The sequence below is a fragment of the Maribacter thermophilus genome (assembly GCF_001020565.1).
Classification (GTDB): domain Bacteria; phylum Bacteroidota; class Bacteroidia; order Flavobacteriales; family Flavobacteriaceae; genus Maribacter; species Maribacter thermophilus.
Genome location: NZ_LDAS01000001.1, coordinates 837,015 through 863,607, shown reverse-complemented (window position 1 = coordinate 863,607; position 26,593 = coordinate 837,015). Strand labels below are relative to the sequence as shown.

The window sequence follows — 26,593 nt, the reverse complement described above, 5'->3', positions numbered from 1 at the left end:
GGTCCAAATGTAGAATTGCACAGAACAATTGTACTCTACTTTTGTTTGGAACACATTAAAATATACTATTATGAAAACAAAATTGACGGTATCGGCAGCCCTTATTATTTTCGGAATGTTGTTATCAGGATTCACAAAAAAAGTAGAACTCCAAGAAACCAAGACCGATCTTATAAATGATGAATTTCCAGAAGCCAAAAAAGAAGTAATGGAAACCTTCAATGCCATTACCCAAAGTATTAAAGATGGCGATATGGATAAACTAATATCTTTTCATGGTTACAGCCCCAAGTTTACCGAATTTAAAAACGGGGAGCCCCGTAATGGTGGTGATGCCAATGAAACTCACGAACGTACGGTTTTTGGATCTGTGACCGAAATCATAAAGTTGAACGCAAAAGATCTGAAGATTGCCGTTTACGGAGAGGTGGCCAATTTAACTTTCCATTCCGATTTTCATCTTAAGTTCGGGGAGGAACTTGTGGTTGTTAACGATCAAATTTCTTTGCTGTTCGTGAAAACGACCAATGGGTGGAAAATGGTACACGAACATCACTCTCCCTTAAACACCGAAAAAAGCTAAAAACACGCTTAAAAGCTTACAAATACCCCTTTTGACTGATACCCGTAATCGATGTATTTTTTCTGTTGACACTTTTATAATTACAAAAAATGTACATGAGAATCGTGGCGGAGTATGGGAATTGTCCCTATAAACAACATTAATATTTAGAAACATGAAAAACCTAGTAAAAGATATAGCTCCCCACAGTATAAAGGTATTCGCTTCACAATTGACAGGAAGCCTTGTATTTCCTTCGGATACGACCTACGATAATACGCGCAAAGTTTATAATGCCATGATAGATAAACGTCCAGGTTTGTTTGCCATGTGTGAAAATGCTGAAGATGTTATTTCCTCGGTAAATTTTGGAAGGGAAAACAATCTACTGATTGCCATAAGGGGTGGTGGGCACAATGGAGCAGGGTTGGGGCTTTGCAATGACGGTCTGGTTATTGACCTCTCCGGTATAAAATCGGTGGAGGTAAACACTTCTAACAATACCGTAAGAGTTGGTGGGGGAAACATTTGGAACGAAGTCGATACGGCCACACATAAATTTGGTTTAGCCATACCTGCGGGAATGGTTTCTACAACAGGCGTAGGAGGTCTAACCCTTGGTGGGGGAGTTGGGTATTTAACTAGAAAACATGGCCTAACCATAGACAATCTGTTAGAAGCACAAATGGTTTTGGCAGATGGCTCTTTTGTCACTGTAAATAAAAATGAAAACACAGATTTGTTCTGGGCCATAAGAGGTGGAGGAGGCAATTTCGGAGTGGTAACGTCCTTTACCTTTCAGGCACACCCCATAAAAACTGTTATTGGAGGTCCAACCCTATGGCCCATTGAAAGAGTAGAAGAAATCATGGATTGGTACCACACCTTTATCCACGAAGCTACTGAAAATTTAAACGGTTTTATTGCCACCATGGTTATTCCCGAGTCTCCTTTTCCAGCAGAGTTACATAATAAAAAGTTCTGTGGCATTGTCTGGTGCTATACAGGAAATCCCGAAGAATTTACAGAGCTTTTTAAACCGGTTCTTGATTTAAACCCTGTTTTTGCCCATGTTGGGGAAATGCCATATCCATCGCTACAAAGTATGTTCGATGGTCTATTGCCTCCGGGATTGCAATGGTATTGGCGGGCCGATTTTTTTAATGAATTAGGTTCCGAGGTCCGTGCTCAACATTTAAAATTTGGCAGCACCATTCCAACACCTTTATCACAAATGCACTTGTATCCACTTAGTGGCGCGGCGAGTAGGGTAGGTAGTACAGATACCCCTTGGGCATACCGCGATGCCAAGTATGCCGGGGTTTATATTGGAGTAGATCCAAACGCAAAAAATGCAGCTACAATTACCAATTGGTGTAAATCATATTATGAGGCATTGCATCCATATTCTGCTGGTGGAGCCTATTCCAATTTTATGATGGAAGAAGGCCAAGACCGTGTTAAAGCCAGTTATAAACATAATTACGATAGATTGGTGAAGATAAAAAACACCTACGACCCAAATAATATATTTAGGGTAAACCAAAATATAAAGCCTTAATATTAGTTGGTAATGCAGTAATCTATATAATAACTATCGATATAGTATATCTAAAAAAGATAGTATACCGTACTGTGTTTCATATAAAAAAACAGCCCCGCTAAAAACGATATTTAACGGGGCTGCCAATTGATTTATGAACAATTAAAATTTCACAAAACTATTTATTTATCTTTCTGGGAAGCCTTAAATTTATAGGTAAGTCCAAAATTAAGTCCGAACGATGAATACGGTACTTTTTGCGATAATTTCTTTGAAGTGTCCGTATTTGTATTTGACAGCTCATCCTCATAATTGGTTTTGCGTACATAACCTTCGGGAAGATTATCCAAGTTATAATATCCGCTTACGGCAACCGTACCATCTGGCAGTACTACATCGGTATTAAATTCCGAAATTTCCGAATCTTTTCTTTTTAAACTGATACCGTAGTACTCGGCCTCTACAAAAAGGCTGAAATTGGGGCTTAAGTTGAACTTATAACCCATAGCACCTACAAATCCCAATGGAAATTTCCCATGGTAATCTTCCTTATAACGCGTTTCGGAGTACGAACCTTCCGGTACACCAAAGGCTTCGGCCTCGGCTTCTGAAAAAACGGATTTCTGATATACTACCGCTTCCGTTTTACCACCCATTTTGATCAAGGCCCCAAAGCGACCGTAGAGGCTGTTGGTAAATTTATAGACCAACGAGGCCGAAGCTCCAAAGGCACGGGCCCTGGCAACCGCATCTACTTCTGTATTCGGTAAATCGACCTTAGATATGTCTTGATCCGTACCTTGTAAATAACCAAAACCTAAATCCACCCCAAAAGAATCATCAAAATAATACGTTCCCCTTATCTGAACATTGGCTCCTTCACCATAACTCCCATATGAGTTTTCTGTATTGGAAACGCTTACGCGCTCCCCTAATTTCATAGTGGCACTACCAATGGCATAACCGGTACTTACGGAAACTTCCATCTGTCCATAAGATACTGCACCGATCAAAACAGCCGTACATGCTGTAATTAAATGTTTCATACTAATAATTTTAGTTTTAAATAATTAAAACCCGGATGTATTAAAGCTATGTTTTAGAGAGAGTATGTACACAGAAAGATGCTATCCTTTCTAAATGGATCAGTGATTCATAGCTTAATCCGAGCCCCGATCAATTTGGGATCGCAAAGATACTTTTAAAAAGAAATTTCTTGCAAATGCATTCCCTTTTTAACATTGAAAAATATCTATAATAATCAAGTATGAACATGATACTAAAATAAATTTTTAGGACGTTTATTCCATATAGAACTGAAATTTATGTATATCAATGTATATATTAGCAATAGCAACAGATACCAAGTATTGAATACCAGATCTAGATAGTCCAACCTACCATTTGAAAAGCTCAAAATCATTAAGACCTGTGCTCCGTAGGGTAGCAACCCTTGAGAAATACAGGCAAAAATATCCAGAATTGAAGCGGTGCTCTTATTATCCAGACCGTAGTCATCGTTTATAATCTTGGCGATGGGTCCGGTTATAATAATGGATACGGTATTATTGGCAATGGCCATATTGGTCGTGCCCACCAAGGTCGCGATACCCAACTGGGCCGTTTTCTTGCTTTTGATGCGTTTTTTTATATTGACCAAAATATAATCGATTCCTCCATTTTTTTCCACTAAGGCGGCCAAACCTCCCGTAAGCAGGGATAATAAAAAAATCTCTGTCATATTGGTAAACCCTGTATAGGCGATCCGGGTCGATTCCATTAAGGTAAAATCCCCTGAAACGATTCCCAAGAGTCCGGCTGAAAGAACTCCGAGTAACAAAGTCACAAATACATTTACACCTATAATAGAGAGAACAATGACCAAGACATAGGGCAGTATTTTTAACACCGAATAGCTATATGTGGCCGCCTCCGTTTCGACAGATGTAAGGTCCCAACCCTGAAAGAGTAGAATACCCATCGTAAATAGAGCCGCAGGTAGGGCAATTTTGATATTCTGCCTAAATTTATCACTCATTTTACATTCTAGGGATTGAGTAGCTGCAATGGTGGTATCGGAGATTACCGATAAATTATCACCGAACATACTGCCACCCAATAAGGCACCGCACAAAAGTGTCAAATCGGCACTGCTTTCATTGGCAAAGCCCACTACGATAGGGGCCAATGCTACTATAGACCCCACCGAGGTACCCGTGGAGACCGATAAAAATCCTGCGATGACAAATATTCCCACATATATATACTGAAGGGCGATAAAGTCTAACCCCATATTAACGATGGCATCCACACTACCAGTTTTGGTGGTTATGGCAGCAAAGGCTCCGGCCAACAGATAGATCAAGCACATGGTCAATATCTTCTCGTCACCACAACCTTTTAAAAAGGTACTTATTTTTGTAGATATAGATTGCCCGAACATTAAGAACGCCACAATAACACCAACTATAACCGCAATAGGAGCGGGCAGGGCGTAAAAATCGTTTTGATAGATACCAACGCCCAGAAATGTAAAAACAAAAACAAAAAGAGGTATTAACGCCGAAAATTTAGGGGTTATTTTGGTTGTAACTGCCATTTCTCTGTATATTTTAAAAAGGAAACAGCTGCAAAGACGAGGACGTATGGGTTAACATTTGTTCCAACGGATTGGCCTATCTATTTAGCACCTTGCTTGTTATTGCAGGTTGCTATCTCCTTTTTGAGATTCTTGATATTAATTTAAGCCGGCAAAAGTAAAGCTTAAAACCTTCTTTGTTTTTAAAAAAAAGTTAATTCGTGATCTTTGTTTAGATCTATTCCATCAGCCCCGCCTCCAAGACTTGTAAAAAAATAATCCAGGGCCATCTCACCTAAAACTTTTATTAACAATCATTTATAATCTACCTCTTGTTTTATGTTGTTTCCTCCACGAATTTTATAGCAGCAATGACCATAATAAATCCATAACATGCCCGTTATAATCCCTTTAACAAAAACTTGGACAACGTAACCTACCCCCAGCACTTTACCTTATGAGAATACTATTTCATCTAATAAGCATTTCCTTTTTTCCCAACCCTATCCATGCCAAGGTAACCGCTATGGACAGTAACCCCCAATTACAGTCTTTGGTCTATTATTATAGTGCGATTCTTGGTTTTGATACCCTCGATAGTAGCGCTATCAAAGGCAGGTTCAAAAATGGCCATCTTTAATTAGCATTGAGGTCAATATCGCATAGACGCTCTGGTTAAGAGCCTTAAAATTCTACCAATACCACTGCTGACCATACATTGATCCAACACAATAAAATCAACTTTAAACAACAACAAATGAGATTATTACCCATTATTGCCTCGTTCCTTTTCTTCAACTCAATTTTTGCGCAAGAACAATATGTGCTCATTGACAAAACTTACGACAACGTCCCGGAAGAATTGCTTCAAAAGGCCAAGGACAACAATTTTGACAACTACGGACTCTATTTTATAAATGGCTATTTGAATGTCAGTAAAAAGGATAAGTCCACCTTTATGGACACCTCTGGTAACATAATGGACCAGCTATACGATTTTAAGACCGACATGTCTTCGGCCAACATATTCTTTACAGGCCAACCCGTGACTGGAACAAATGACACGGGCCAAAAAGAAGAACAAAGGTACATTAACATTCAGGGCTATAATGCTATGGGCGAGAAAGTACAAACCGAAATCGGTTCTATGGGAGATTATTATTTTTCTTCTAACATGGCCCGTGTCTACGACCACTATTTAAGTACCGATACCGACTATTTTACGGTTCACTATGACAAGCCCGATCCCAGCAAAAGTGGTGGATACTCCTTACAAGAAGGTTTAATAAACGCACAAGGTGATATCGTGTTAAAAGCGAAATATACAAGTGTAAGACAAATAGCAAACGATTATTTTCTTCTTAAACAGGAAGATGGAACCACAGAAATAATAAATGTTAAGGACAAGAGTACCTTGCCCGTGAAAATTGGTCGTATTTTTCCTTATAATGAAGTACCCAATGTACAGCAGGTAAACACTTTTGTCTCTTTTAACGAGAAGATAATAGCTACCGATGGTGACACCGATATGTGGGGGGTCTACGATATGGCCAACAAAAAATGGAGTATTCCCGCAACGTATGAAGAGCTGAAACCATTTAACACATTCAGACAAATTGGAGAACGTACAAAACACATCTTGTTTACCGATACTTTCTTTGTAAAAAAAGAGGGGAAGTGGGGTGCTGTAGATTCCAATAACAACACCGTTATTCCCTTTAATTATTCAAAAATGGATTACAATGGCGCCAGTTTTATCGTATATGACGAAAATGGCCATATGAATCTTTTTGATATAGCCGCACAATCAGAACTTTTCGACCATTTCTATGATCAAATAAACATTGATAGCAACCATCCAGAATTGGCCGTATTGGTTTCCAACGGGTCGGTCGGAATATATGATTATGACAATAAATCATTTATTGTAGATCCATCGGAAGGATACAAAACCTATAACAGCGTCAATAGAAACCAAAATCATTTACTAAAGCGCAAAGATGCCGAGGGCAAAGACGATATGGCGTTATTCTCTATAAAGCATAAAAAGGTGATTGCCTCCGGTTTTAGGGATTATTACGTACTGCACGAGACTAAATTCGGAAAGATACGTCATGTCGATGGCACCAGCTCTATCATAGATATGGAAGGAAAAACAATTATACCTCCAGGAAAATACATGGGCAAGGCCGGATACCAAAAGGGAATATTGTTCTTTTACGATAGCTATGGAAAGCGTAAGAAACCTGTACATTGTTACAAACCCAGTGGAGAAAAAATCGATACCGCCCTTTGCCAAGAAACCTTGAGCCCACCAAAGAAAAAGAAAAAGAAATAATAACTTGGGAGCTTATCAAATTGTAAAAAGCAACTGCTAATTAAGTAGTTGCTTTTTTTATGGAATTAAGAACACCAAAGACTGTTGCAACATTCTTTTTATGTAAAAAATTAATGGGTGAGGAGGGATGCCCTACTATCTACTAAAGCAATTCCTTCGCCTTCAAGGTTTCCTGCAACCGATAGTGGTTCTCCCAAAACCGATCTTCGATTTTTTGCATCACCGATTCAAATTCCGGATGTTTTTGTAAAGGTGCTATTGCGGGATCCAATTTCATAAAAAGCAGGATCCAGTATTGATAATGGTTTTTAGATGCAAATTCCTTGAGTTGGGCAATCGCCATGTCGAGCTTTCCCTCATGGGCATATCTGACCGCCATACTGGCCGGCTTATAAATGGATCGATCCCGTTCACAATAGTCTACATACATCTTGAAAAAACGGGAAGCCTCTTCGACAAACCCCATTTTTTCATATACCAAGGCAAGTTTAATATCTTCTTGGGGATAGATGGCCAATCCTTTCGATGTTCTAATTTCATCAAACCGCTTATAATAGTGGTAAGCACTGTCGTATTCCCTTTTAAAATAATGCAACTTGGCGGTTTCCTGTAAAATATCCAAGCGGTTAGTGTCTTTTTGCAACTCCGTTTTGATAAGGTTAAGGGTTTGTTGCAAATCCCTTTCCTTGGCGTATAAAATATAGGCCTTTACGTAGGGCGCGTAGTAATTCTGTGGATTGAACCGCAGAGACGTTTCAATATAATCCAAGGCCTCTTCGGTAAAACCCGATTGAATCAGGGCATTGCCCAAATTCAGATAGATGTAACTCTTTCCTACGGAATCATTGGCCGCAATATCCAATTGGATTCCCTTCAAGGCATACTCCAAGTATTTTCCCGTATCGGGTATAAAATTGGAATACAGGAGGGCCAGCATCTGTACCACCGCCGAGGAATTCGGATTGTATTCCAATGCTTTCTGAAGGTGGGGCACTGCCAAGCGATAATCACCCGTATGCTGGTAGTAAAGGGCTTTGGCCATAAGACTTTCGGCAAGCTTGGGATCGTAGAGCAGGGCCTTATCGGCATAATTGTTAATTTGCTCCGTGTACTTCTTTTCCTTTTTATAAAGGTCCAAATAATAATAGGCAATGGCTAGATCGGCATAGACCAGGGCAAACTCGGGATCTTCTTCCAGGGCTTTTTCAAACAAAGGAATAGCTTCTTGCAAGCCTACTTCCGATCTCAATAAAAAAGGCTCTTGGGCCTTGAGGTAGTAATCATAGGCTACCAGGTTATCGGTAGGTTTTTTATCGATCTGTTCCCATTCCGAAGGGGTCACGTTCGCCTCAACGGCATTGGCGATCTTTTTGGCCACTTCGTTCTGCAGGGTAAAAATATCTACCACTTCGTGGGTATATTGTTGTCCCCAGATGCGAGAATCGGTAGCGGCATCTATCAACCGTATGTTCAGCAGTACCTGATCGCCCACTTTCTGCCCGCTGCCCTCCACAATATAACTGACCCCCAGGTCGGAGGCTATCTCACCGATGTTCTTGTCGGAATTGCGATATTTTTCTACCGAAGTACGGCTGACCACCCTTAGATCCTCAATCTTCTGCAGGTTCCCCAAGGCGGCCTCCATAAGACCGTTTACAAAATAAAGATTGGTCGAATCGCTACTCTCGTTTTTAAAGGGAAGCACCGCAATCGATTTTTCAATATCGGGTCTCTGGGAAGCCCCGGAACCCGGGGAGAAGGGGTTCCACAAAAAAAGGGACCCTATGAGCAACAACAAAATTGCCCCTATCAAAGGCCATTGAAAGCGTTTTAAAAAGGAAAGCGGTTTTTCGGGGACCTGCTCGGAATCACGAATCGTTTCCGTCACAGCGTGTTTGCCCACTTCCCCGGGGGGATAGCCATAGTGTTCCCTAAAACATTTGATAAAATAGGAAGTACTGCCAAAACCCACGCGATAGGAAACCTCGGAAACCGTAAGGTCGGAATCCTTCAACAGCTCCATCGCCTGTTGTAGGCGTACCTGCCGAATAAACTGACTGGCTGATAACTGTGTCTGTTTTTTACATTTCCGCAAAAGGTTGGAACGGCTCATGTGCATGGCCGCTGCCAGTTCCGATACCCCAAAATGCTCATCGCTCAAATGCGCTAAGACCAAGGCTTCGGCCTGCTCGGTAAACGGACTTCCTTTTAACGGGTTCGGCATGGTATTTTTTTGGTGGCGGGCCACGGGTTAAACAAATATAATCGAATACGTGCCAAGATAAAAATAAGGGAGTTGCATCATAATTTATATGCTTGCGCCATAATTTTTATCACTTCCGCAAGGCTTATATACATTGCCCCATACGTGATTAGTGCTGCGTCAGCATTCATGGGACCTTTGGAATATTAAATTATTAGTCAAATCACAAAAAAGTAAAATCATGAAAACATCAAAAAACAATCCATTTAGACAAATGAGTTATGTACTTCTTATTATGGCCCTGTGCTTAACCGCCTGTGGACAACAAAAACAAAAGAACAATGACCAAGCCATGGCCAAGACCGAAGTAAGCACACCCGATATTCCCCTTACACAGGCCGTGGTAACTGGCAACCTAGAGGCCGTAAAGCAGCATATCGAAGCTGGCACAGACCTAGACGAAAAAGATGCTTTAAGTGGTGCTACCCCTTTAATGTCGGCCATAACTTTTGATAAGACCGAGATAGCCGAGGCTCTTATCGATGCCGGTGCCGATCTTGAAATAAAAAACAACGACGGTTCCACCGCCCTTCACGTGGCCGCATTTTTTGGCAGGGTAGAACTGGTGCAATTACTTATAGATGCCAAAGCCGATCTAACCACCAAGAACAACTACGGGGTCACTGCCCGAGAATCTGTTTCCGGCCCTTTTGAGGACATGAAACCCATCTATGAAATGATGCAGCAGCAATTGGGGCCTATTGGATTGGATTTAAACTTGGCCGAGATTGAAAAGGCACGTCCTGTCATTGCAATAATGTTGCAATAACATATAACCATTCAAAAAACAACAGTCATGAAAACCGTTCGACGTTACGATATAGACTGGCTAAGGGTCATCGCCATAGCCTTGTTATTGATCTACCATATAGCCATTGTTTTTCAGCCCTGGGCCATGTTCGTTGGCTTCGTGCGCAGTGAAAACGCGCTTGAAGAATTATGGGTACCCATGACCCTGCTCAACGTTTGGCGCATTCCCATCCTGTTTTTTGTATCGGGAATGGGGCTCTTTTTCGCCATGCGGAAGCGCAACTGGAAACAACTGATAGGAGAACGTACACAACGTATACTTATACCCTTCCTGTTTGGCATTGTGGCCATTTCGCCCCTGCACATGTATCTTTTTCAAGCCTTCTACAAGCAACCTTTGAGCTACTATCCCCATACGGGCCATCTGTGGTTTTTGGGCAATATTTTTGCTTATGTCCTTCTTTTTCTTCCTGTTTTTCTTCTGTTGAAGCATCACGGAGCAAGGCTTAAAAAGCTATTGGAAAAATTGATGGGTACCGTGGCGGGGCCACTGACCGTTTCCCTGTTCTTTGTACTGGAGGCCATTTTGGTAAAGCCACAGATCTACTCCCTTTATGCCGAAACCTGGCACGGCTTTTTTCTGGGAGCCCTGGCTTTCTTTTTCGGATACCTGTTCGTCTATATCGGTAGTCCGTTCTGGAATACCCTGAAAAAATGGAAATGGGGCTATTTGGCACTGGCAGTAGGGCTGTACACCCTACGACTTATAGCGTACCATATGGAAGCCCCAGGCTATTTGATGGCCTTGGAATCGACCTGTTGGATATTCGGTATTTTCGGTCTCTTCTTCCAATACCTTAACAGGCCCAGCCAACTGTTGGCCTATTTGAGCAAGGCGGCATACCCTGTGTATATCATCCATATGTTCGCCTTGTATTTAGGGGCTTGGTTGATCCTCCCCTTAAACATACATCCCTTTTTACAGTTCATAGCCATTACCGTATTTACCTTTACGACCTGTTTTATACTATACGATTTTTTGATCCGTAGAGTTAGGGTTTTACGTCCCTTGTTCGGGCTACGCTTGGAAAAATCACCAAAGGAAAAATCATTGCAAGGGCATCCTACGGCCAAGGAAGCTATTTAAATAGTCTATTAACATCCGGCCTCGGAAAATACTGGGGCTGGATTTTTTACCGCCAAAAGGGAGGAGCCCCCGATTACATTTATCTCTCTTTCCTATCTTTGTCTTTCCATTGTACAATACCATGCATAAATTATCCGCTTTTATACTCCTAGCCTTGTTATCATTGGCATTTTCCTTGCCCAACGAAGCGCTTCAAGAGGGAGTGTCAGAAAAAATGGCCTCCGATCACTTTCATAATTTCTATAAGGTAAGTGATCAGTTATACCGTTCCGAACAACCCTCGAAAAAAGGGATGCAGGAGTTGGAAGCAATGGGCATAAAATCCATCCTGAACCTTAGACGCCAAAAAACGGATGAAAAGAAACTAAAGGACAGCGACCTGCATTTGGATCGTATTCCCTTAAAAGCCTCCAAATTGGACGAAGTGGATATTTTTAATGCCTTGTACCTATTACAACAAGCGGAGAAACCCGTACTTGTGCACTGCTGGCACGGTTCCGATAGAACCGGGGCCATTGTGGCCGCCTATAGAATTGTTTTCGACAACTGGAGCAAGGAGCAGGCCATTGCCGAATTTACCGAAGACCGTTTTGGCTACCACCAAGGCAGGTTTCCCAATCTGATTACCCTACTTGAGTCTTTGGACGTTGATACGCTCAAAAAGAAATTAAGGCAAGAAAGCAGCTTCTAATGATCAATGTACAATCCACAAAAAAACAAGGGCCGGAAATTTATCCGGCCCTGTTCCATCTACAACTTTCGTAGCCTACAGGGCCGCATGGTACTAACTAAAACTGTAGGGAAACCACCTTACGATAGGAGCGGGATCTACAGTTTTAATAGGACTTTAAAAAATACCGCTCGGCTTTTATGTACAAAATGTACGGCACAAAACGTATATGACAGGTTTATAAGACATATCACGGCAAGTTATTTCAAGCTTATGCAAATCGATACCCCCGTAAATTTGGTACCTTTGTATTTTTGTGGTATTAGTTGTAAACCATGCGTGAATGTAAGGGCCCAACTGAGCAGATTCCATGATGGCAAACCTGAACACTGGCTTAAAAATGAAAGACATACCCATTAATATCTTACAAAAGAATTATAGTGTTTCCCCTTTATGTTTGATGTTAATCGCCCTAATGATTTACAGCTGTGCCTCTAACCGGCCAGACGAGGCAAAAACCGCACCGTTGGAAGCAACGGAAAACCAAACACAGGAAAATAAAAACCAAACGACGGAAGTGGCAGTGAATCTTGACTTTCACGTACACAAATACATCAGCCTTAAAACACCCCCAACACCAACAGAACTGGACTCCTTGGACCAAAAGGACAACCTGACGGAGAAGGAAGAGGATGCGTCTTGGGAAGCCTTTTTGGCCAAATCCAGTCCCGTTGCCCAAAAAATCGTGGAGAATTATCTGAACAGTGAAAACAAAGAACCCGGAGGGCATTGCCTTACGGTAAGCAAGGGGCGTTTTACCCAGGCCTATAAAGAGGTTCACGGCCATTTGCCCTACCAAGACCTTCCCGATAGCATGGCCACAAAACTATATACGCCCAAACAGGTCTTTAACCTGTTATACGCTACGGCCTCCGATGAAAGCGAGGGGTGGAAGAGCCTTCCAAAAGCCTATCGGGGCAAGGGCAATGCGGGAGCCTTGGCATACGCTGGAATGGGCAGCTTGGTCGATTCGACAGGAATTTGGAACGGCCAATTAAAACCCGGTGCCATGATGCAAGTATGGCGGTACCGCAAAGATTATGAACAGGTAGTACAAGGTACGGATGTGGAAAAGCTAGACCCCTACGGCCATTCCTTTATTTTTATCAACTATGTACGTGATGAAAAAAATAAGATTGTCGGACTTCGAATAGCCGATCAAGGTTTTCAAAGTTATCGCCCCTTGATACCCAGGGACTACGAGGTTTGGTGGGCGGTAAACCTGAATGTTTAAGGGCATTACATCGAGTAAATCAAAAAATTAACACCTACAGTGTAATGTACAACTAATTAATACGTTACCTTAATAGGACAAACCCCTATAATCGATATAAGAACATGCTCTTTTTTTCCCTACTTCTTAGTTTCGGGCTTGCCAATGAAATACCGCCTATAACGGACGGGGAAGCTATTCATATCGCGGTTGTCGAAACGGTTTCCTCAAAAGTAGGAGCAGAACGTTTTACAAAGGGGAGACCTAGCACCCCTACGTCAGCTTCGGACAGTATTACAGCTTCATATACCCATACCAAGATGAGTGCAGGGCAACTTCGTATGCGTTTAAGGGACGAGTTTCGCAAAGGCTCGGTTTCCCTTAAAACTGTTAAAACCGCCTTTACCGACCAGTTGGTAGACAAGATCATACCCCATTGGTACGGTACCCCGTGGAGTTGGGGAGGGCATACGACCGTACCCAAGCAAGGGAAAATTGCCTGCGGTTATTTTGTATCGACCACCTTGCGCGATATGGGTCTAAACCTCAATCGCTATAAACTGGCCCAAAAATCACCCATTGATGAGGCCAAAATGATCAGCTGTGGTGCGCCCATCGACAAAGTAAAACAGGATACACCTGAAGAAGCCCATGAAGAAATAGATAGGTTGACCAAAGAAGGCCTTTATTTTATAGGTTTTGACGAAGGTCATGTAGGCTATCTTTTAAAAAGGGAAGGGGAGTTGTTCCTCATCCATTCCAACTATCTGTCCCCGGTATCAGTTTGTATGGAAACGCTTAAGGAATCAAGGGTCTTTAAAAAATTCGATACCTTTTACCTTGTTCCCATATCCCATAACGAAACGCTCTTACAGCGTTGGCTGAACGATGAGCAGGTGCTCTAGCCTTCATTCACCAAACCATTAATATTTAGCGGAACCCACCTAGATAATAGGTAGTGAAGTAAGCGACCATACATATTGGTAAATCGCTACTAAGAAAGATATTATATTAAATCGGGTGTTCTTCCTTCCAATTGATTACGAACCAAATCGATTGAACCATGAAACTCACTTTTTGTATAAGGCTTTGTGATGAAATCGGCACATCCAAGTTCTCTTGCGGTACTCTCAAAACTTTGTTTGGTAGAACTGGATATAAATGACATTCGGTTGGAGAACATTTCCAGAAAGGAAAATCCATCCATACCGGGCATTTCAATATCGGTCAATACGGCTTTTGGTTTGGCTACCTGTATATATACCCAGGCATCGTAAGAATCAAGAAAAGAGGTTATACGGCCTATAAAAGGATGGGTTTTGGCAAGATTTTCTGCCAAGGACAACCAAAGCGAGGAGTCGTCCACAATAACAAGGTCTAGTTTCATATTTTTTGGTTTCGGGGATTTAAAACTACCCTATTGTCTCACAAAGAGAAATTAATTTGGACGAAAGGTGCAAAAGTCCCCGTAAAAGTGTAAAAATCCGTTGATTTCAAGGTTATAACATACTCTATTAAATAAATGAACATCTTTTACAAAACCTGAATGAAGAGATGTAAGTGATTTAAACACCTCTGGAACCTCAGCAATTTCTAACGTGACCATCTCAAATATGAATGACTTGATCGTAAACTACAACTGGTTTTTTAACAATGGTTAAAACTGTGAACACCTATCATATACAATTATGATGAAATTTGGATAAAAAAATAGCGAGGGCCATGCCCTCGCTATTTTTTCATTTACACATTTATAAAATAATCCTAACTATAAACCCAATGCGGTCAAGGCCGGAGAGCCGATTTCCACCGGATAGGTTCTCCAAAGTTCACTGTAATTGGTATACTTCCACAAGACCTCGCCACTCTCGTTTACTTCCCAGATGGTACCGGCGGTTCCTTCCCCAATTAAAGTGTTTCCATTACTCATTCGGCCGGCACTACTGGTTGTTAAACTATATAGACTCGTATCCGTAAATTCCCAAACAACCGAGGGTTCGTTATCTTCGCCTGCAACCAGTGCATAAGGTAGGTTCAACTCAAATTCAACAACCGCCGATTGACCGTCGTATTTGTTGTTTGAAAAAACCAACATGTTGTTCGTATCCAAAAGGTTAGGATAATGAACACGGTTCAAGGTAACATCCCCGACATTGTCATAGATTTCCGGATTTCCAAAACGATAAACCAAGTCTCCACCTAAATTATAGTTGCCCCCCGAACTTGAAGCTGCCTCAGTGGTAGTCGTACTATGATCTATGACCCATACCTCGCTGTAATAGTTAACCGTTACATAAATTAAATCGTTGGTTTCATCGACCGTGATGCCATTGGCGTGCATGATGTCACCATCCGATTGGCTACTGTTATAATTGACATCAATTTTATTGGGATTGTCCACGACTACCCCATAATTATCCGCGGTACTGTCGTAATCTTGAACAAAATGGTCTTTTGAATGCCATTCCCAGGCAATTTCACCAGTAAGGGGATTCATTTCCACAATAGCCTCAGGGTATATTGCATGGTTTCCCGAAAAGCCCATTTCAGAGGCCTCGGTAGCCGAAACCTCTTCCCAGACAAGAAATATGATATTCCCATTGGACAGATAATCCACATCGTGATGCGACCTATAATCATTGCTCGAATAGCTAACTTCCCAATCTATGGATTGATCGGCATTTATTTTTCTGAACTTTCCGCCATAACCACCAAAGGAAATGCTCGAATTGGAAGACTTTAACGACAAGAGCAAACTGCCATCATCCAAAAGTTGGGCCTCGTCCCCTAATTCATCCCCATCCAAATCCCATTCAAAAAGTTCATTGCCGTCATGGTCTATTAAAAATACGCCGTCGGTTCTAGTATCGACCACTAAAATGTAAGAGTTGGTGTCTATTGCATCGTCATCTTCGGTTGTGGTATCATCGTCCGTAGTTTCCTCTGGCACCTCTTCATTGTCGTCACTGCTACAACTGGCAACCACGGTCATTAATGAAAATAATAGTAGCCATACACCTATACTGCTTGTCTTGATTTTCAGTACTGATTTTTTCATGATCTTCAATTTTTAATAGCTGTTAATGCCTCTTTACTTTAAGGCCTTGGTTTATACATTCTCAAGATTACCGCAAAATTTCCATTGAAATTCAAAGAATCAATGAACGCCCTGTATGGTTAAGCGAATAGTTGGATTTATTGGGTAATTGGTTTGGGAGAATAAAGGAATATAGGAGAATGGTGCGTTTGGGAAACACGACTACAGCAAACAAGGCAGTTTGGACGAAGACCTGATAAAGGGGTATCCTTTGGTGGAGGGGCTATGGTGTGTTGGCAATTACTTTATCCTTGTCGGCAATACGGAAGACTGGAAAGTTGAAAGGGTAGGAGGGGATTGCGAGACACTTACGGGGTATATGGCCGATGAAATTTATGAACTTGGCACCCAGTTCATGGTCCGCTTCGCGCTTCCCGAAGGCCTACCGTTTAACATGTCGGTAATCAAACTCGCCATGGAATATATATTGGAAAGGCCGCAAAATGAACGAAAATGGGTTCATGTGACCTATTTTTACCGGTGCGGACGAAAGGACGGCAGCCCCGTCAACATTCAGCATCAAAGCATTCCCATAGCATTCGACGACAACGAGGTGCCTTATATTTTTGTCAATGTCTTTACGGATGTTTCCTTTCTTGCTCCGACCGAGCTTCCCCAGGCTATTCTGTGCAACCGCAAGACCAATGAAACCTTCCATATTCGACCCGAGCGACCGGAACTGACCAAAACAAAGGACTTGTTCAGTTTACGCGAAAAGGAAATCATACGTCTTTTGATCAGCGGGCTCAATAGCAAGCAAATCGCAGCGCAACTTTTTATAAGTCAAGAGACCGTACGTACACATCGAAAGAATATTCTGCAAAAGGCGAACATGAGGACTACGAGCGGTTTGGTGGCCTATGCCATAATCAATGGGCTTTGAGGTGCAGGGATGTGACCATTGACCCAATGCTGTTAAGGCCGATGGGTCATAATTTTTTCAACTAGCCCAAAGCTCTCAATGGTACCCAGGGGTTTGTTGTCGTGGTCAAAGGGTATGATCACTACGGGCGAGTAAATTACACCACCCGACAATAAAAGGGGAGGGCAAGGTGTGGGAAAATAGAAATCCTTAACAAATTTTAATCCCAACAAGAAATTACATAATCGGTTACTTGTGAAATTTCTATATTTAAACCTTCCAACATTTATATTACCTACTATTTAGACAAACTATTTTATAAAGTGAACCACTAATTTTGAAATGAATAAGGTGTGAAATATTTTAAATTACTGTCTTTCATGACTTCAAGAATAAAAAAACCCGTATTGTTTAACGTTCTTTCAATACTTTTTCTGGTCATACCATCAATTTCGTACACACAAAATATTGATTCATTGCTTTTGGAAATGGAAAAGGTAATGTTAAAACGAAATGAGTACGACCTTTCTAAAGAAAAACGAATTAATAATCTAAAAATATTACTCGAAGACCCTGAAGCTTCTAAAGAAAACCAATATTATATAACAAATAGATTAATTGACGAATATGAGTATTATAGTTTTGACGCTACTTTGGCCTTTATTGAAAAGAACCTAAGGTTGGCCGATGAACTCGATAATGAAGAATTATTACAAGAATCAACCTTAAGACTTGCCAAACTTTTAGCCACCTCGGGTAGATATGATGAGTCCATAAATCTACTTGAGGAGATATCCACATCAAATTTGTCCGAAGATTTGATCAGGGAATATTACCTCATATATAAAAGATGCTATTATGAACTTAGAAACATGTCTAGAGTAAATAGCATAAGTGAAAAATACGACCAATTATATTTTAGGTATAGAGATTCGCTAAATCTACAAATAGCCAAGCTGGATAAAAATTCTAAACTGTTTTTAGAAGTTGAAGAGCAAAATTATAGAGATAAATCCGATACAAAAAAAGCATTAGAGATTAATGCCAAAAGATTGAATCTTGCTAAAATGGGAACACGTGAATATGCGACGATAGCCTTTAATAGGTCATATATGAGTTTTGAATTGGACGGAAACCGGTCAAACCAGAAAAAATTTCTGATTCTTTCAGCCATTTCCGATATTCAATCCTCCGTAAAAGACAATGCTTCCATGGCTAATTTAGCCGTTATCCTATTTGAGGAAGGCGACGTTAAAAGAGCCCATAAATACATTAACTTCTCTTTTGAAGATGCAAAATTTTACAATTCGAAATTAAGGTTTTTGGATATTTCCAATGTATTACCCGTCATTTCAAAATCTTATGAAACAGAAAACCTCAAGCAAAGTAGCAAGCTTAAAAAACAGCTAGTGTTCATTAGTCTTTTGTCGGCAATATTAATGACAGCCTTGTTTTTCATTTATAGGCAATATAAAAAAATTAAGTTGGGCAAAGAAGATCTTAAAACTGCCAACTTACAACTTAAGAGCCTCAACGAACAGCTAAGCTTTACAAATAATGACCTAAAAAGATTGTACGAAGAACTTTCTGCCGTAGATTCTATAAAAGAACAATATATAGGAGCCTTTTTAAACTTATATTCAGAGTACATTGATAAGCTGGACGTTTATCGAAAAACCGTGCGTAAATATATCGTAACCAATAAAACCAATGATTTGCTCAAGTTAATTAAGTCGAAAGATGTTGTCGACGAAGAATTGAAAATATTTTACATGAATTTTGACAAATCCTTTTTACACATATACCCGAATTTTATTGAGGGCTTTAACAATTTATTGCTAGAAGGAGAAAAAATCAAAGTTAAGAAAGAAGACACCTTAACCGTTGAATTACGGATTTATGCTTTAATAAGGTTGGGCATCTCCAATAGTTCACAAATAGCCAAAATCTTAAGGTACTCCGTAAATACAATTTACAATTATAGAGTTAAAGTCAGAAACAGCGCTATTAACAGAGATGACTTTGAGAATATGGTAAAAAAGATAATGTAAAATTTATCTTGTGCTAAAATTATCAGGACAATATTACCGAATTCATGATTTTACTGAATCCAAAATCGTATTTTTTCTATATACCATATACAATTTTACTACTTTATTTATTCTTTAAAATATAGTTAATTGATTGATTAATAATTATTTAATTAAATAATTATATTACATAAATCTACTTATGTAGTACTTCACGTTGTACTTACCCCCACTTCTAGGTTTAATTTGCTTCTGGCATTTATCATTCGATGTCCAAAAACTAAATCAAACTTAACATGAAACAACACAAATTCATTTTAAAATCCTTGACGATTTTATGTATTCTATCTTCATGGTTTTCTTTTGCACAAGAGATTACCGTGCATGGAATTGTAAATGACGAAACAGGTATGCCTATTCCTGGTGCAAACGTAATTGAAAAAGGCACTTCCAATGGTATTGTAACAGATTTTGACGGTGTATTTACAATCGACACCAAGGTTGGTGCTACATTATCCATCAGTTATCTTGGTTACATAACCCAAAACATTGTAATACAGAACAGCACCGATTTAAACATTGTTTTACAAGAAGACCTTCAACAACTTGACGAGGTAGTCGTGGTAGGTTATGGTACTCAAAAGAAGAGTGTTATTACTGGCGCCATCTCGGGAGTGAAGCAGAGCGAACTTGAAGACCTGCCGATAACACGGGTTGAACAAACGTTACAAGGTAGGGTTTCGGGTATTACCATTGCCGCCAATTCAGGTCAGCCCGGTTCTTCATCAACGGTTAGGGTAAGGGGTGTTACCACGTTGGGCAGTAACGAACCTCTATGGGTAGTAGACGGTGTGGTGGTGGATTCTGGAGGAATAGGGTATTTAAACCAGTCCGATATTGAATCCATAGAGGTATTAAAAGACGCCGCGTCTCAGGCCATTTATGGGGCAAGAGCGGCAACGGGGGTAATTCTTGTAACTACCAAAAAAGGAAAATCAGGTAAATTAAGTGTTAACTATAACGGGTATACGGGCATATCGTCCCCTGCAAGAAAGTTAGACCTTTTGAACGCCACGGAATATGCCACCCTATTAAATGAAAAATCAGTGAATGGTGGCGGAGATATCATATATTCCAATCCGGCTTCATTGGGCGAAGGCACAGACTGGCAATCGGAAATTTTTAACAAAGGCGCCACAAGAACCAGTCATGAGTTAAGTTTAAGTGGTGGCAACGAGATATCTCAATATTATGCATCATTTGGATATACAGATCAAGAAGGTATTGTATTAAGTGATATTTCTAACTACACTAGAAAAAACATCCGTCTAAATTCTACCCATAACATAACCGACAAATTGCGTTTTGGGCAAACCGTCGGATATTCTAACGAAAAAAGTATAGGCATTGGCAATACCAACAGTGAATTTGGCGGTCCGTTATCTTCTGCCATAAATTTAGATCCGTTAACCCCAACAGTTGAAACAGATCCAATTTTAATAGCACAAGCTCCCTACACCAACAATGGTATATGGCGAGATGAAAACGGTAATCCGTACGGCATTTCCAATTTGGTGGCACAAGAAATGTCCAATCCATTGGCATACCAACAAACGCAATTGGGAAATTATGGATGGGCAGATAACTTTGTTGGAAACGCATATCTAGAATTTGAACCTCTTGAAGGTTTAAAATTCAGAAGTACTTTAGGTGGTAAGCTTTCTTATTGGGGAAGCCAAAGCTATACACCGGTGTCTTACTTAAATGCTTCCTCTATAACCACACAGAACAATATTTCAAGATCTACAAATAAAGGTTTTGGTTGGAATATAGAGAACACTGTTTCCTATGCAAAGACTTTGGGCAATCATAATTTTAGTGTCCTATTGGGTCAAGGAGCTTATGTCGACAATATTTCCTCTGGAGAAACAGTAACCTATTTTGATATTCCAGTGGACAACTACAAAGATGCATCGTTTAACTTTAGTGTACCTACGGACCAAATAACCGCATCGGCATATACAGGTAATGAGCATACAGTAAACTCTTTGTTTTCTAGGTTAACCTATGATTATGATGAAAAATATTTGCTTACGGCAATTATAAGACGTGATGGGTCTTCACGTTTTGGAGCCAATAACAAATACGGCTTTTTTCCTTCGTTTTCTGCAGGCTGGGTACCTTCTTTGGAAAATTTTTGGAAAGATAATGAGGTAGTCAACCAATTAAAGATCAGAGGTGGGTATGGTGTTACAGGTAGTGATGCCATTGGAGATTTCCAATACCTATCAACGGTAAGTGGAGGTAGAAACTATACTATAGGCACCTCTGGTTCCGTTGTTATCGGTAATAGTCCGGATGCACCGTCGAACCCAGATTTAAAATGGGAAGAAACAAGTCAATTAAACATTGGTTTTGATACCAGATTGTTCCATAATTTCTCTTTGACATTCGATTGGTACAAAAAAGTAACTACGGGTATTTTGCAAAGTGTTACTATACCAGGGTATGTTGGTGCAGTGGCAAGCCCTACAGGAAATGTAGCCGATATGGAAAACACGGGTGTTGACCTGGAACTTGGGTACAACACAAGTTTTAATGATTTTAATTTGTCGTTAAACGGAAATGTATCGTTTTTAAAAAATACAGTAACCTATTTAGGTAATGGAGTGGATTTTTTATCCGGAGGCGAAACCATTCAGTCCAGTACGTATCCAATCACTAGAACACAGGTAGGACAACCGGTAAATTCCTTCTATGGTTTTAAAACCAACGGTATTTTTCAAAATCAAGCAGAAATCGATAGTTATGTCAGTTCCGATGGAACGGTAATTCAACCAAATGCTCAACCTGGAGATTTTAAATGGCAAGATTTAGACGACGATGGCGATATCGATTCTGATGATAGGGATTTTTTAGGAAGCTCTATCCCTAAAGTGACCTTTGGTTTCACCTTTAATCTTGATTACAAAAACATTGACCTTTTGGTATTCTGTCAGGGTGCAAGTGGCAATAAAATTTTCCAGGCTCTAAGAAGGTTGGATATAGAAAACGCTAATTATCAAACAGCGGCCTTAGGTAGATGGGTCGGAGAAGGCACCTCTAACACATACCCAAGGTTAACTACAAACGACACCAACAACAATTTTTCAAATCCTTCGGATTTTTATTTAGAAGATGGAGATTATCTAAGAATAAAAACAATTCAACTTGGGTACACGATTCCCTCCGATGTCTTAAGTAAGTATGGTGTAAGCAAATTACGGATTTACTTTACTTCCGAGAACCTATTTACATTTACCAACTACAGCGGTTACGACCCTGAAATTGGAGGAGGGGTTATGGGTATTGATCGAGGTTATTACCCGCAGGCGATTACAAACCAAATTGGAATTAATTTACAATTTTAAAAAAAGAGAGATGAAAAATATTAATAAAATAATGGGTTTAGGTATTGCTCTGCCAATATTGATGCTCATGATATCCTGTAGTGAAGATTTTCTTGAAGTAGAACCCAAGGGAACTACACTAGAAGAAAACTATTATTCAAACGAAACCGAAGCATATTCTGGCCTAGTAGCAGTTTACGACGTTATAGGAAAGCAATCCCGTGGATTCGAAAACATGATTGCGTTCTTAAACTCCGGTTCCGATGATCACTATGCAGGAGGAGGAAGTTCTTCAGATGGTTTACAGTTTCAAGTATTTTCTAATTACACGATTAGCGAATCAACAATTGGAACCAGTTATTGGAGCGATTTCTATCAGGGCATTTTCAGAGCAAATACGCTCTTGACAAAATTACCCGATGTAGATATGTCCGATGATACAAAGGCCAGGTTTACGGCCGAGACCAAAGCTTTGAGAGCCATTTATTATTTTGAATTGGTCAGGTTGTTCAAGAACATTCCGTTAATTACCGCCCCACTCAGTACAGATGAAATTTATGACGTTACCCAAGCCGATCCCACCGAAGTGTATGCACAAATAGAAACCGATTTACTGGAAGCAATTCCAGACCTGCCTGTTACTTTAGATCTTACCAATGAAGCAGGACGCTTAACACAAGGTGCTGCCAAGGCTCTATTAGGCAAAGTATATTTGTACCAAGGCAAAAATAGTGAAGCAGCTTCGCAACTGGCCGAGGTAAATGGCACCCCTGGCTCTACAAGTCCATATGGCTATAAATTACTTGACAATTTTTCAGATTTATGGGATGTAGATAATATTTATAACAGTGAATCTATAATTGAAATAGCACATACCGATAAAAGTAATGCCGATTGGGGCAATTGGGGCGCAGGCGATGACGAAGGCAACAGCTTAAATGTAATGGTCGGGCCAAGGGGATACGTTCGTACTTCAGGTTCCACCGCACCCGACTATGCCGCAGGATGGGGTTTTAACGTAATAACCCAAAGTTTATACGATGCACTTGAAGGAGACCCTAGGCTTGACGCCACCATCGAAGACTTACAATCTTATGTAGAGGCTGGCGAAGTAGAGTTGGAAGAGAATTACCAGTATACCGGTTATTTTCTTAAAAAGTTTATGCCTTTAAATTCAGATCAATCAACAGGAGGTGGTGCTACCGAACTTAATTATAAACAGCATACGTATATGATGCGTTTGGCCGATACATATTTATTGGAAGCAGAAGCCCTTGGGGGTAGCGGAACGCGTGCACAAGCATTGCTGGACGCGGTGAGGGCAAGGGTCGGATTACCTTCCGTCCCCGTATCAATGGATGCTATTTTAAATGAGCGCCGATTGGAATTGGCCGGGGAAGGCCATAGGTGGTACGACCTGGTAAGAACAGGTAAGGCAGCTACAGTATTGGCAGATAGGGGGTTTGTTGCCGGTAAACATGAGATTTTACCAATTCCGCTTACTGAATTGGAAAATACATTGCTGGAACAAAACCCTAATTATTAATCTCTAAACACAGACCAATGAAACTAAATATAAATTTAAATATAGGGTTTAGATATACGGCAATTGCAATGGGGGCTCTTTTGATTGCTTGTCAACCCGATGAAATTGAAGAAGGCAATGGCCTTGTAGCAACCGAACTGGATGCAGGCTTTACCATAACCGATGTTGCCGATGCCAATAATACGTATGTACTTACAGCTAATGGCAGCTACCTAACTTCTAGTTGGGACTTGGGTAAAGGTATTGGTTTTGTTTCCGGTGGAACCGAAGAAACCGTTTTTTATCCAGACGCAGGCACGTATACGATTCAACATAAGGTTACGGGAATAGGAGGGGTGTCAAAAACCGCTATCCAAACAATTGATATAGAAAGCTCCGATCCAGTCGCAGGAAACCTGGTCAGGGGCGGAAAGTTCGAAAATGAAAATGACCATGCGGAATGGACGATTTTGAATATAAGCGCTAGCGGGGCTAGTTGGACTTTTAATGAAAATAGTGCAACGATCACCGCTAGTGACTACAATCAACAGGCAATTTATCAAGCTATTGAAGTGGTTGCCGGAAGAGAATATGAAATAGATATGTTTATCTCCGGAGATGGTAACGATGAGGCTTGGTTCGAAGTTTTTGCCAGCACTGTAGAACCTGTACAATGGAGCGATTATGGAAATGATGTTGTCATGGGACTAAATACCTGGACCGGATGTGGCACAGGAACATTAAGTGACTTTCTTTCTTCAACTGGGTGTGTTGCCAATTCCTATTCAGGGGTGGTAAGCAATACCGTAACATTTGATACTTCTGGAACGGTTTATTTAGTTATTAAATGTGGTGGCGGTACTGTTCCAGGTTACACAATTTCAAATGTCGAAATGAGAGGTACGGGAGAGTGACCAAATGGAATGAAGTACGTTTAGTAATTGTTTTAGTTAGTTTATTTGATTTTAAAGTCCATGTTCAACTGGATGTGGACTTTATCTATTAGTTTAAAGAGCTTCCAATCAATTGTTATTGCCAAGATTTTATTTTACACGCAACAAGCATAAACTATAGAAACCAAAATTTCAATCTAGCTATTAACCCTAAATCGACGATTTTAAATGAATAAGTTTATTGTTTTATTTTTTACAAGTACACTGCTCATAAATTGTTCTTCTGACAGAACTAGCTCCGATGATATAGATTTAGATTCTGATTCAAATAACCCAGGGTCGACTCTTACCTACAGTAATGTAGCGTTGTATTTGACCGAGGCGGACCAATCAGAGTTGTTCAGCTTACAACCCACCAATGTACCATTATTTTTAGAAAATATAAATTTCTCCATTACGGTTGATCCTGATGTAACGTATCAGGAAATGGATGGGTTCGGATTTTCCTTGACAGGTGGCAGTGCCCTACATTTACATAACATGGCCCCTACTGATAGGGCAACTATTTTAAATGAACTATTCAGTGAAGACGGTATAGGGGTAAGTTACTTGCGTGTTAGCATTGGGGCTTCCGATTTGGATGCAGAACCGTTTACGTACAATGACCTGCCAACCGGGGAAACCGATGAAAATCTGGAACAATTCTCCATAGCCCCGGACCAAGAACATCTCATTCCTGTATTAAATGAAATTCTTGAAATAAATCCTAACATAAAAATAATGGGATCACCTTGGTCCGCACCCTCTTGGATGAAAACCAACAACAATTCCATAGGTGGAAGTCTAAGGCCCGAATATTTTGAAACCTATGCTAATTATTTCGTGAAATATATTCAAGCCTATCTAGAAGAAGGAATTACCATAGATGCCATTACCATTCAAAATGAACCGTATCATGATGGTAATAATCCAAGTATGTATATGGAATCTACCGATCAGGCATTGTTTATTAAAGATTTTTTAGGCCCCGCTTTTGAAGCCGCCAACATTGATACCAAAATTATAATTTGGGACCACAATGCAGATAATACTTCGTATGCTACAAGTATTTTGGATGATGCCGAAGCAAATCCATACATTGACGGTTCGGCATTTCATTTATACAATGGCTCCATAAACAATCTCACCACATTGCACAATGCACATCCTGATAAGAATTTATATTTTACGGAACAATGGGTAGGCGCTAACAGTAATTTTGATGAAAACTTACTTTGGCACACCAGAGAATTAATAGTAGGTGCAACCCGAAATTGGTGTAAAACGGTTTTGGAGTGGAATTTAGCTTCAAACTCAAGTTTGGAACCACATACCCAAGGAGGCTGTACAGAATGTTTGGGAGCACTAACCATAGATGGCAATAACGTACAAAGAAACGTAGCTTACTATATAATTGCGCACGCTTCAAAATTCGTCAGGCCTGGATCACATAGAATAGCTTCGAATTATTCTGATGAATTGCCAAACGTTGCCTTCAAGACACCTGATGGAAACATCGTGGTCATCGTAGTAAACAATACAGAAATAGATAAATCATTCAACATAAAAACCCCTGGCGAGTCGGTTTCAACTTCTCTTAAAGCAGGAGCGGTAGGTACTTATGTTTGGTAAAA

The 26,593-nt window shown here is 40.3% G+C and carries 20 protein-coding genes and 1 riboswitch; of the genes, 15 read left to right on the top strand and 5 right to left on the bottom strand.

Annotated elements, in window-relative coordinates; all coding sequences use genetic code 11:
• The first annotated feature begins 70 nt into the window (after positions 1-70).
• Together AB657_RS03725 and AB657_RS03720 are read left to right on the top strand one after the other, a co-directional pair.
• Positions 71-583, top strand: coding sequence for a YybH family protein (locus tag AB657_RS03725; protein WP_047245265.1), 513 nt, complete (start codon positions 71-73; stop codon positions 581-583).
• Positions 584-737: 154 nt separating this feature from the next.
• Positions 738-2,123 (top strand): FAD-binding oxidoreductase, encoded by a 1,386-nt coding sequence (locus AB657_RS03720; protein ID WP_047245264.1) that lies wholly within the window; start codon positions 738-740, stop codon positions 2,121-2,123.
• Between the two features lie 164 nt (positions 2,124-2,287).
• On the opposite strand, the gene AB657_RS03715 is transcribed toward AB657_RS03720, so the two are convergent.
• Complete coding sequence (locus AB657_RS03715; RefSeq protein ID WP_047245263.1) at positions 2,288-3,151, bottom strand: outer membrane beta-barrel protein; 864 nt, start codon at positions 3,149-3,151, stop codon at positions 2,288-2,290.
• 233 nt (positions 3,152-3,384) lie between these two features.
• Entirely contained in the window at positions 3,385-4,704 is a 1,320-nt protein-coding gene (locus tag AB657_RS03710) for a Na+/H+ antiporter NhaC family protein (protein ID WP_047245262.1), read from the bottom strand.
• Between the two features lie 47 nt (positions 4,705-4,751).
• Positions 4,752-4,848, bottom strand: a riboswitch (SAM-I-IV-variant riboswitch).
• A gap of 292 nt (positions 4,849-5,140) precedes the next feature.
• Here AB657_RS03710 and AB657_RS03705 point away from each other — a divergent pair.
• Together AB657_RS03705 and AB657_RS03700 are read left to right on the top strand one after the other, a co-directional pair.
• Entirely contained in the window at positions 5,141-5,323 is a 183-nt protein-coding gene (locus AB657_RS03705; protein WP_047245261.1) for a hypothetical protein, read from the top strand.
• A 117-nt stretch (positions 5,324-5,440) separates the two neighbouring features.
• Positions 5,441-7,021 (top strand): WG repeat-containing protein, encoded by a 1,581-nt coding sequence (locus tag AB657_RS03700; RefSeq protein ID WP_047245260.1) that lies wholly within the window; start codon positions 5,441-5,443, stop codon positions 7,019-7,021.
• Between the two features lie 142 nt (positions 7,022-7,163).
• Here the strand turns inward: AB657_RS03700 and AB657_RS03695 are convergent, their stop codons facing one another.
• On the bottom strand, positions 7,164-9,245 hold the full coding sequence (locus AB657_RS03695) for a helix-turn-helix domain-containing protein (RefSeq protein ID WP_047245259.1): 2,082 nt from the start codon (positions 9,243-9,245) through the stop codon (positions 7,164-7,166).
• Between the two features lie 220 nt (positions 9,246-9,465).
• Here AB657_RS03695 and AB657_RS03690 point away from each other — a divergent pair, with 220 nt between their 5' ends.
• From AB657_RS03690 to AB657_RS03670, 5 genes are all read left to right on the top strand, one after another.
• The gene (locus AB657_RS03690; RefSeq protein ID WP_047245258.1) at positions 9,466-10,053 is read left to right on the top strand and encodes an ankyrin repeat domain-containing protein; all 588 of its coding nucleotides are present in this window, start codon (positions 9,466-9,468) and stop codon (positions 10,051-10,053) included.
• Positions 10,054-10,080: 27 nt separating this feature from the next.
• On the top strand, positions 10,081-11,181 hold the full coding sequence (locus tag AB657_RS03685) for an acyltransferase family protein (RefSeq protein WP_047245257.1): 1,101 nt from the start codon (positions 10,081-10,083) through the stop codon (positions 11,179-11,181).
• A gap of 121 nt (positions 11,182-11,302) precedes the next feature.
• Positions 11,303-11,872: a dual specificity protein phosphatase family protein gene (locus AB657_RS03680; RefSeq protein WP_047245256.1), complete on the top strand. Its 570-nt coding sequence runs from the start codon at positions 11,303-11,305 to the stop codon at positions 11,870-11,872.
• A 379-nt stretch (positions 11,873-12,251) separates the two neighbouring features.
• A complete protein-coding gene (locus tag AB657_RS03675; RefSeq protein WP_157491565.1) occupies positions 12,252-13,145 on the top strand; it encodes a hypothetical protein in 894 nt (297 codons plus the stop codon).
• A 104-nt stretch (positions 13,146-13,249) separates the two neighbouring features.
• A complete protein-coding gene (locus AB657_RS03670; protein ID WP_047245254.1) occupies positions 13,250-14,029 on the top strand; it encodes a C40 family peptidase in 780 nt (259 codons plus the stop codon).
• A 101-nt stretch (positions 14,030-14,130) separates the two neighbouring features.
• Here the strand turns inward: AB657_RS03670 and AB657_RS03665 are convergent, their stop codons facing one another.
• Together AB657_RS03665 and AB657_RS03660 are read right to left on the bottom strand one after the other, a co-directional pair.
• Positions 14,131-14,511 (bottom strand): response regulator, encoded by a 381-nt coding sequence (locus AB657_RS03665; RefSeq protein WP_047245253.1) that lies wholly within the window; start codon positions 14,509-14,511, stop codon positions 14,131-14,133.
• Positions 14,512-14,892: 381 nt separating this feature from the next.
• On the bottom strand, positions 14,893-16,182 hold the full coding sequence (locus AB657_RS03660) for an aryl-sulfate sulfotransferase (RefSeq protein ID WP_047245252.1): 1,290 nt from the start codon (positions 16,180-16,182) through the stop codon (positions 14,893-14,895).
• Between the two features lie 220 nt (positions 16,183-16,402).
• On the opposite strand from AB657_RS03660, the gene AB657_RS03655 reads away from it, so the two are divergent.
• The 6 genes from AB657_RS03655 (at position 16,403) to AB657_RS03630 (ending at position 26,591) form a co-directional block, all read left to right on the top strand.
• The gene (locus tag AB657_RS03655) at positions 16,403-17,104 is read left to right on the top strand and encodes a response regulator transcription factor (protein ID WP_047245251.1); all 702 of its coding nucleotides are present in this window, start codon (positions 16,403-16,405) and stop codon (positions 17,102-17,104) included.
• 359 nt (positions 17,105-17,463) lie between these two features.
• Complete coding sequence (locus AB657_RS03650) at positions 17,464-19,134, top strand: DUF6377 domain-containing protein (RefSeq protein WP_052958614.1); 1,671 nt, start codon at positions 17,464-17,466, stop codon at positions 19,132-19,134.
• Positions 19,135-19,409: 275 nt separating this feature from the next.
• Positions 19,410-22,523 carry a SusC/RagA family TonB-linked outer membrane protein gene (locus AB657_RS03645; RefSeq protein ID WP_047245250.1) on the top strand — a complete coding sequence of 1,038 codons (3,114 nt, stop codon included), beginning with the start codon at positions 19,410-19,412 and terminating at the stop codon, positions 22,521-22,523.
• 10 nt (positions 22,524-22,533) lie between these two features.
• The gene (locus AB657_RS03640) at positions 22,534-24,048 is read left to right on the top strand and encodes a RagB/SusD family nutrient uptake outer membrane protein (RefSeq protein WP_047247784.1); all 1,515 of its coding nucleotides are present in this window, start codon (positions 22,534-22,536) and stop codon (positions 24,046-24,048) included.
• A gap of 17 nt (positions 24,049-24,065) precedes the next feature.
• Positions 24,066-24,941 (top strand): PKD domain-containing protein, encoded by an 876-nt coding sequence (locus tag AB657_RS03635; protein WP_047245249.1) that lies wholly within the window; start codon positions 24,066-24,068, stop codon positions 24,939-24,941.
• 207 nt (positions 24,942-25,148) lie between these two features.
• Positions 25,149-26,591 (top strand): glycoside hydrolase family 30 protein, encoded by a 1,443-nt coding sequence (locus AB657_RS03630; protein WP_047245248.1) that lies wholly within the window; start codon positions 25,149-25,151, stop codon positions 26,589-26,591.
• Positions 26,592-26,593: the final 2 nt, after the last annotated feature.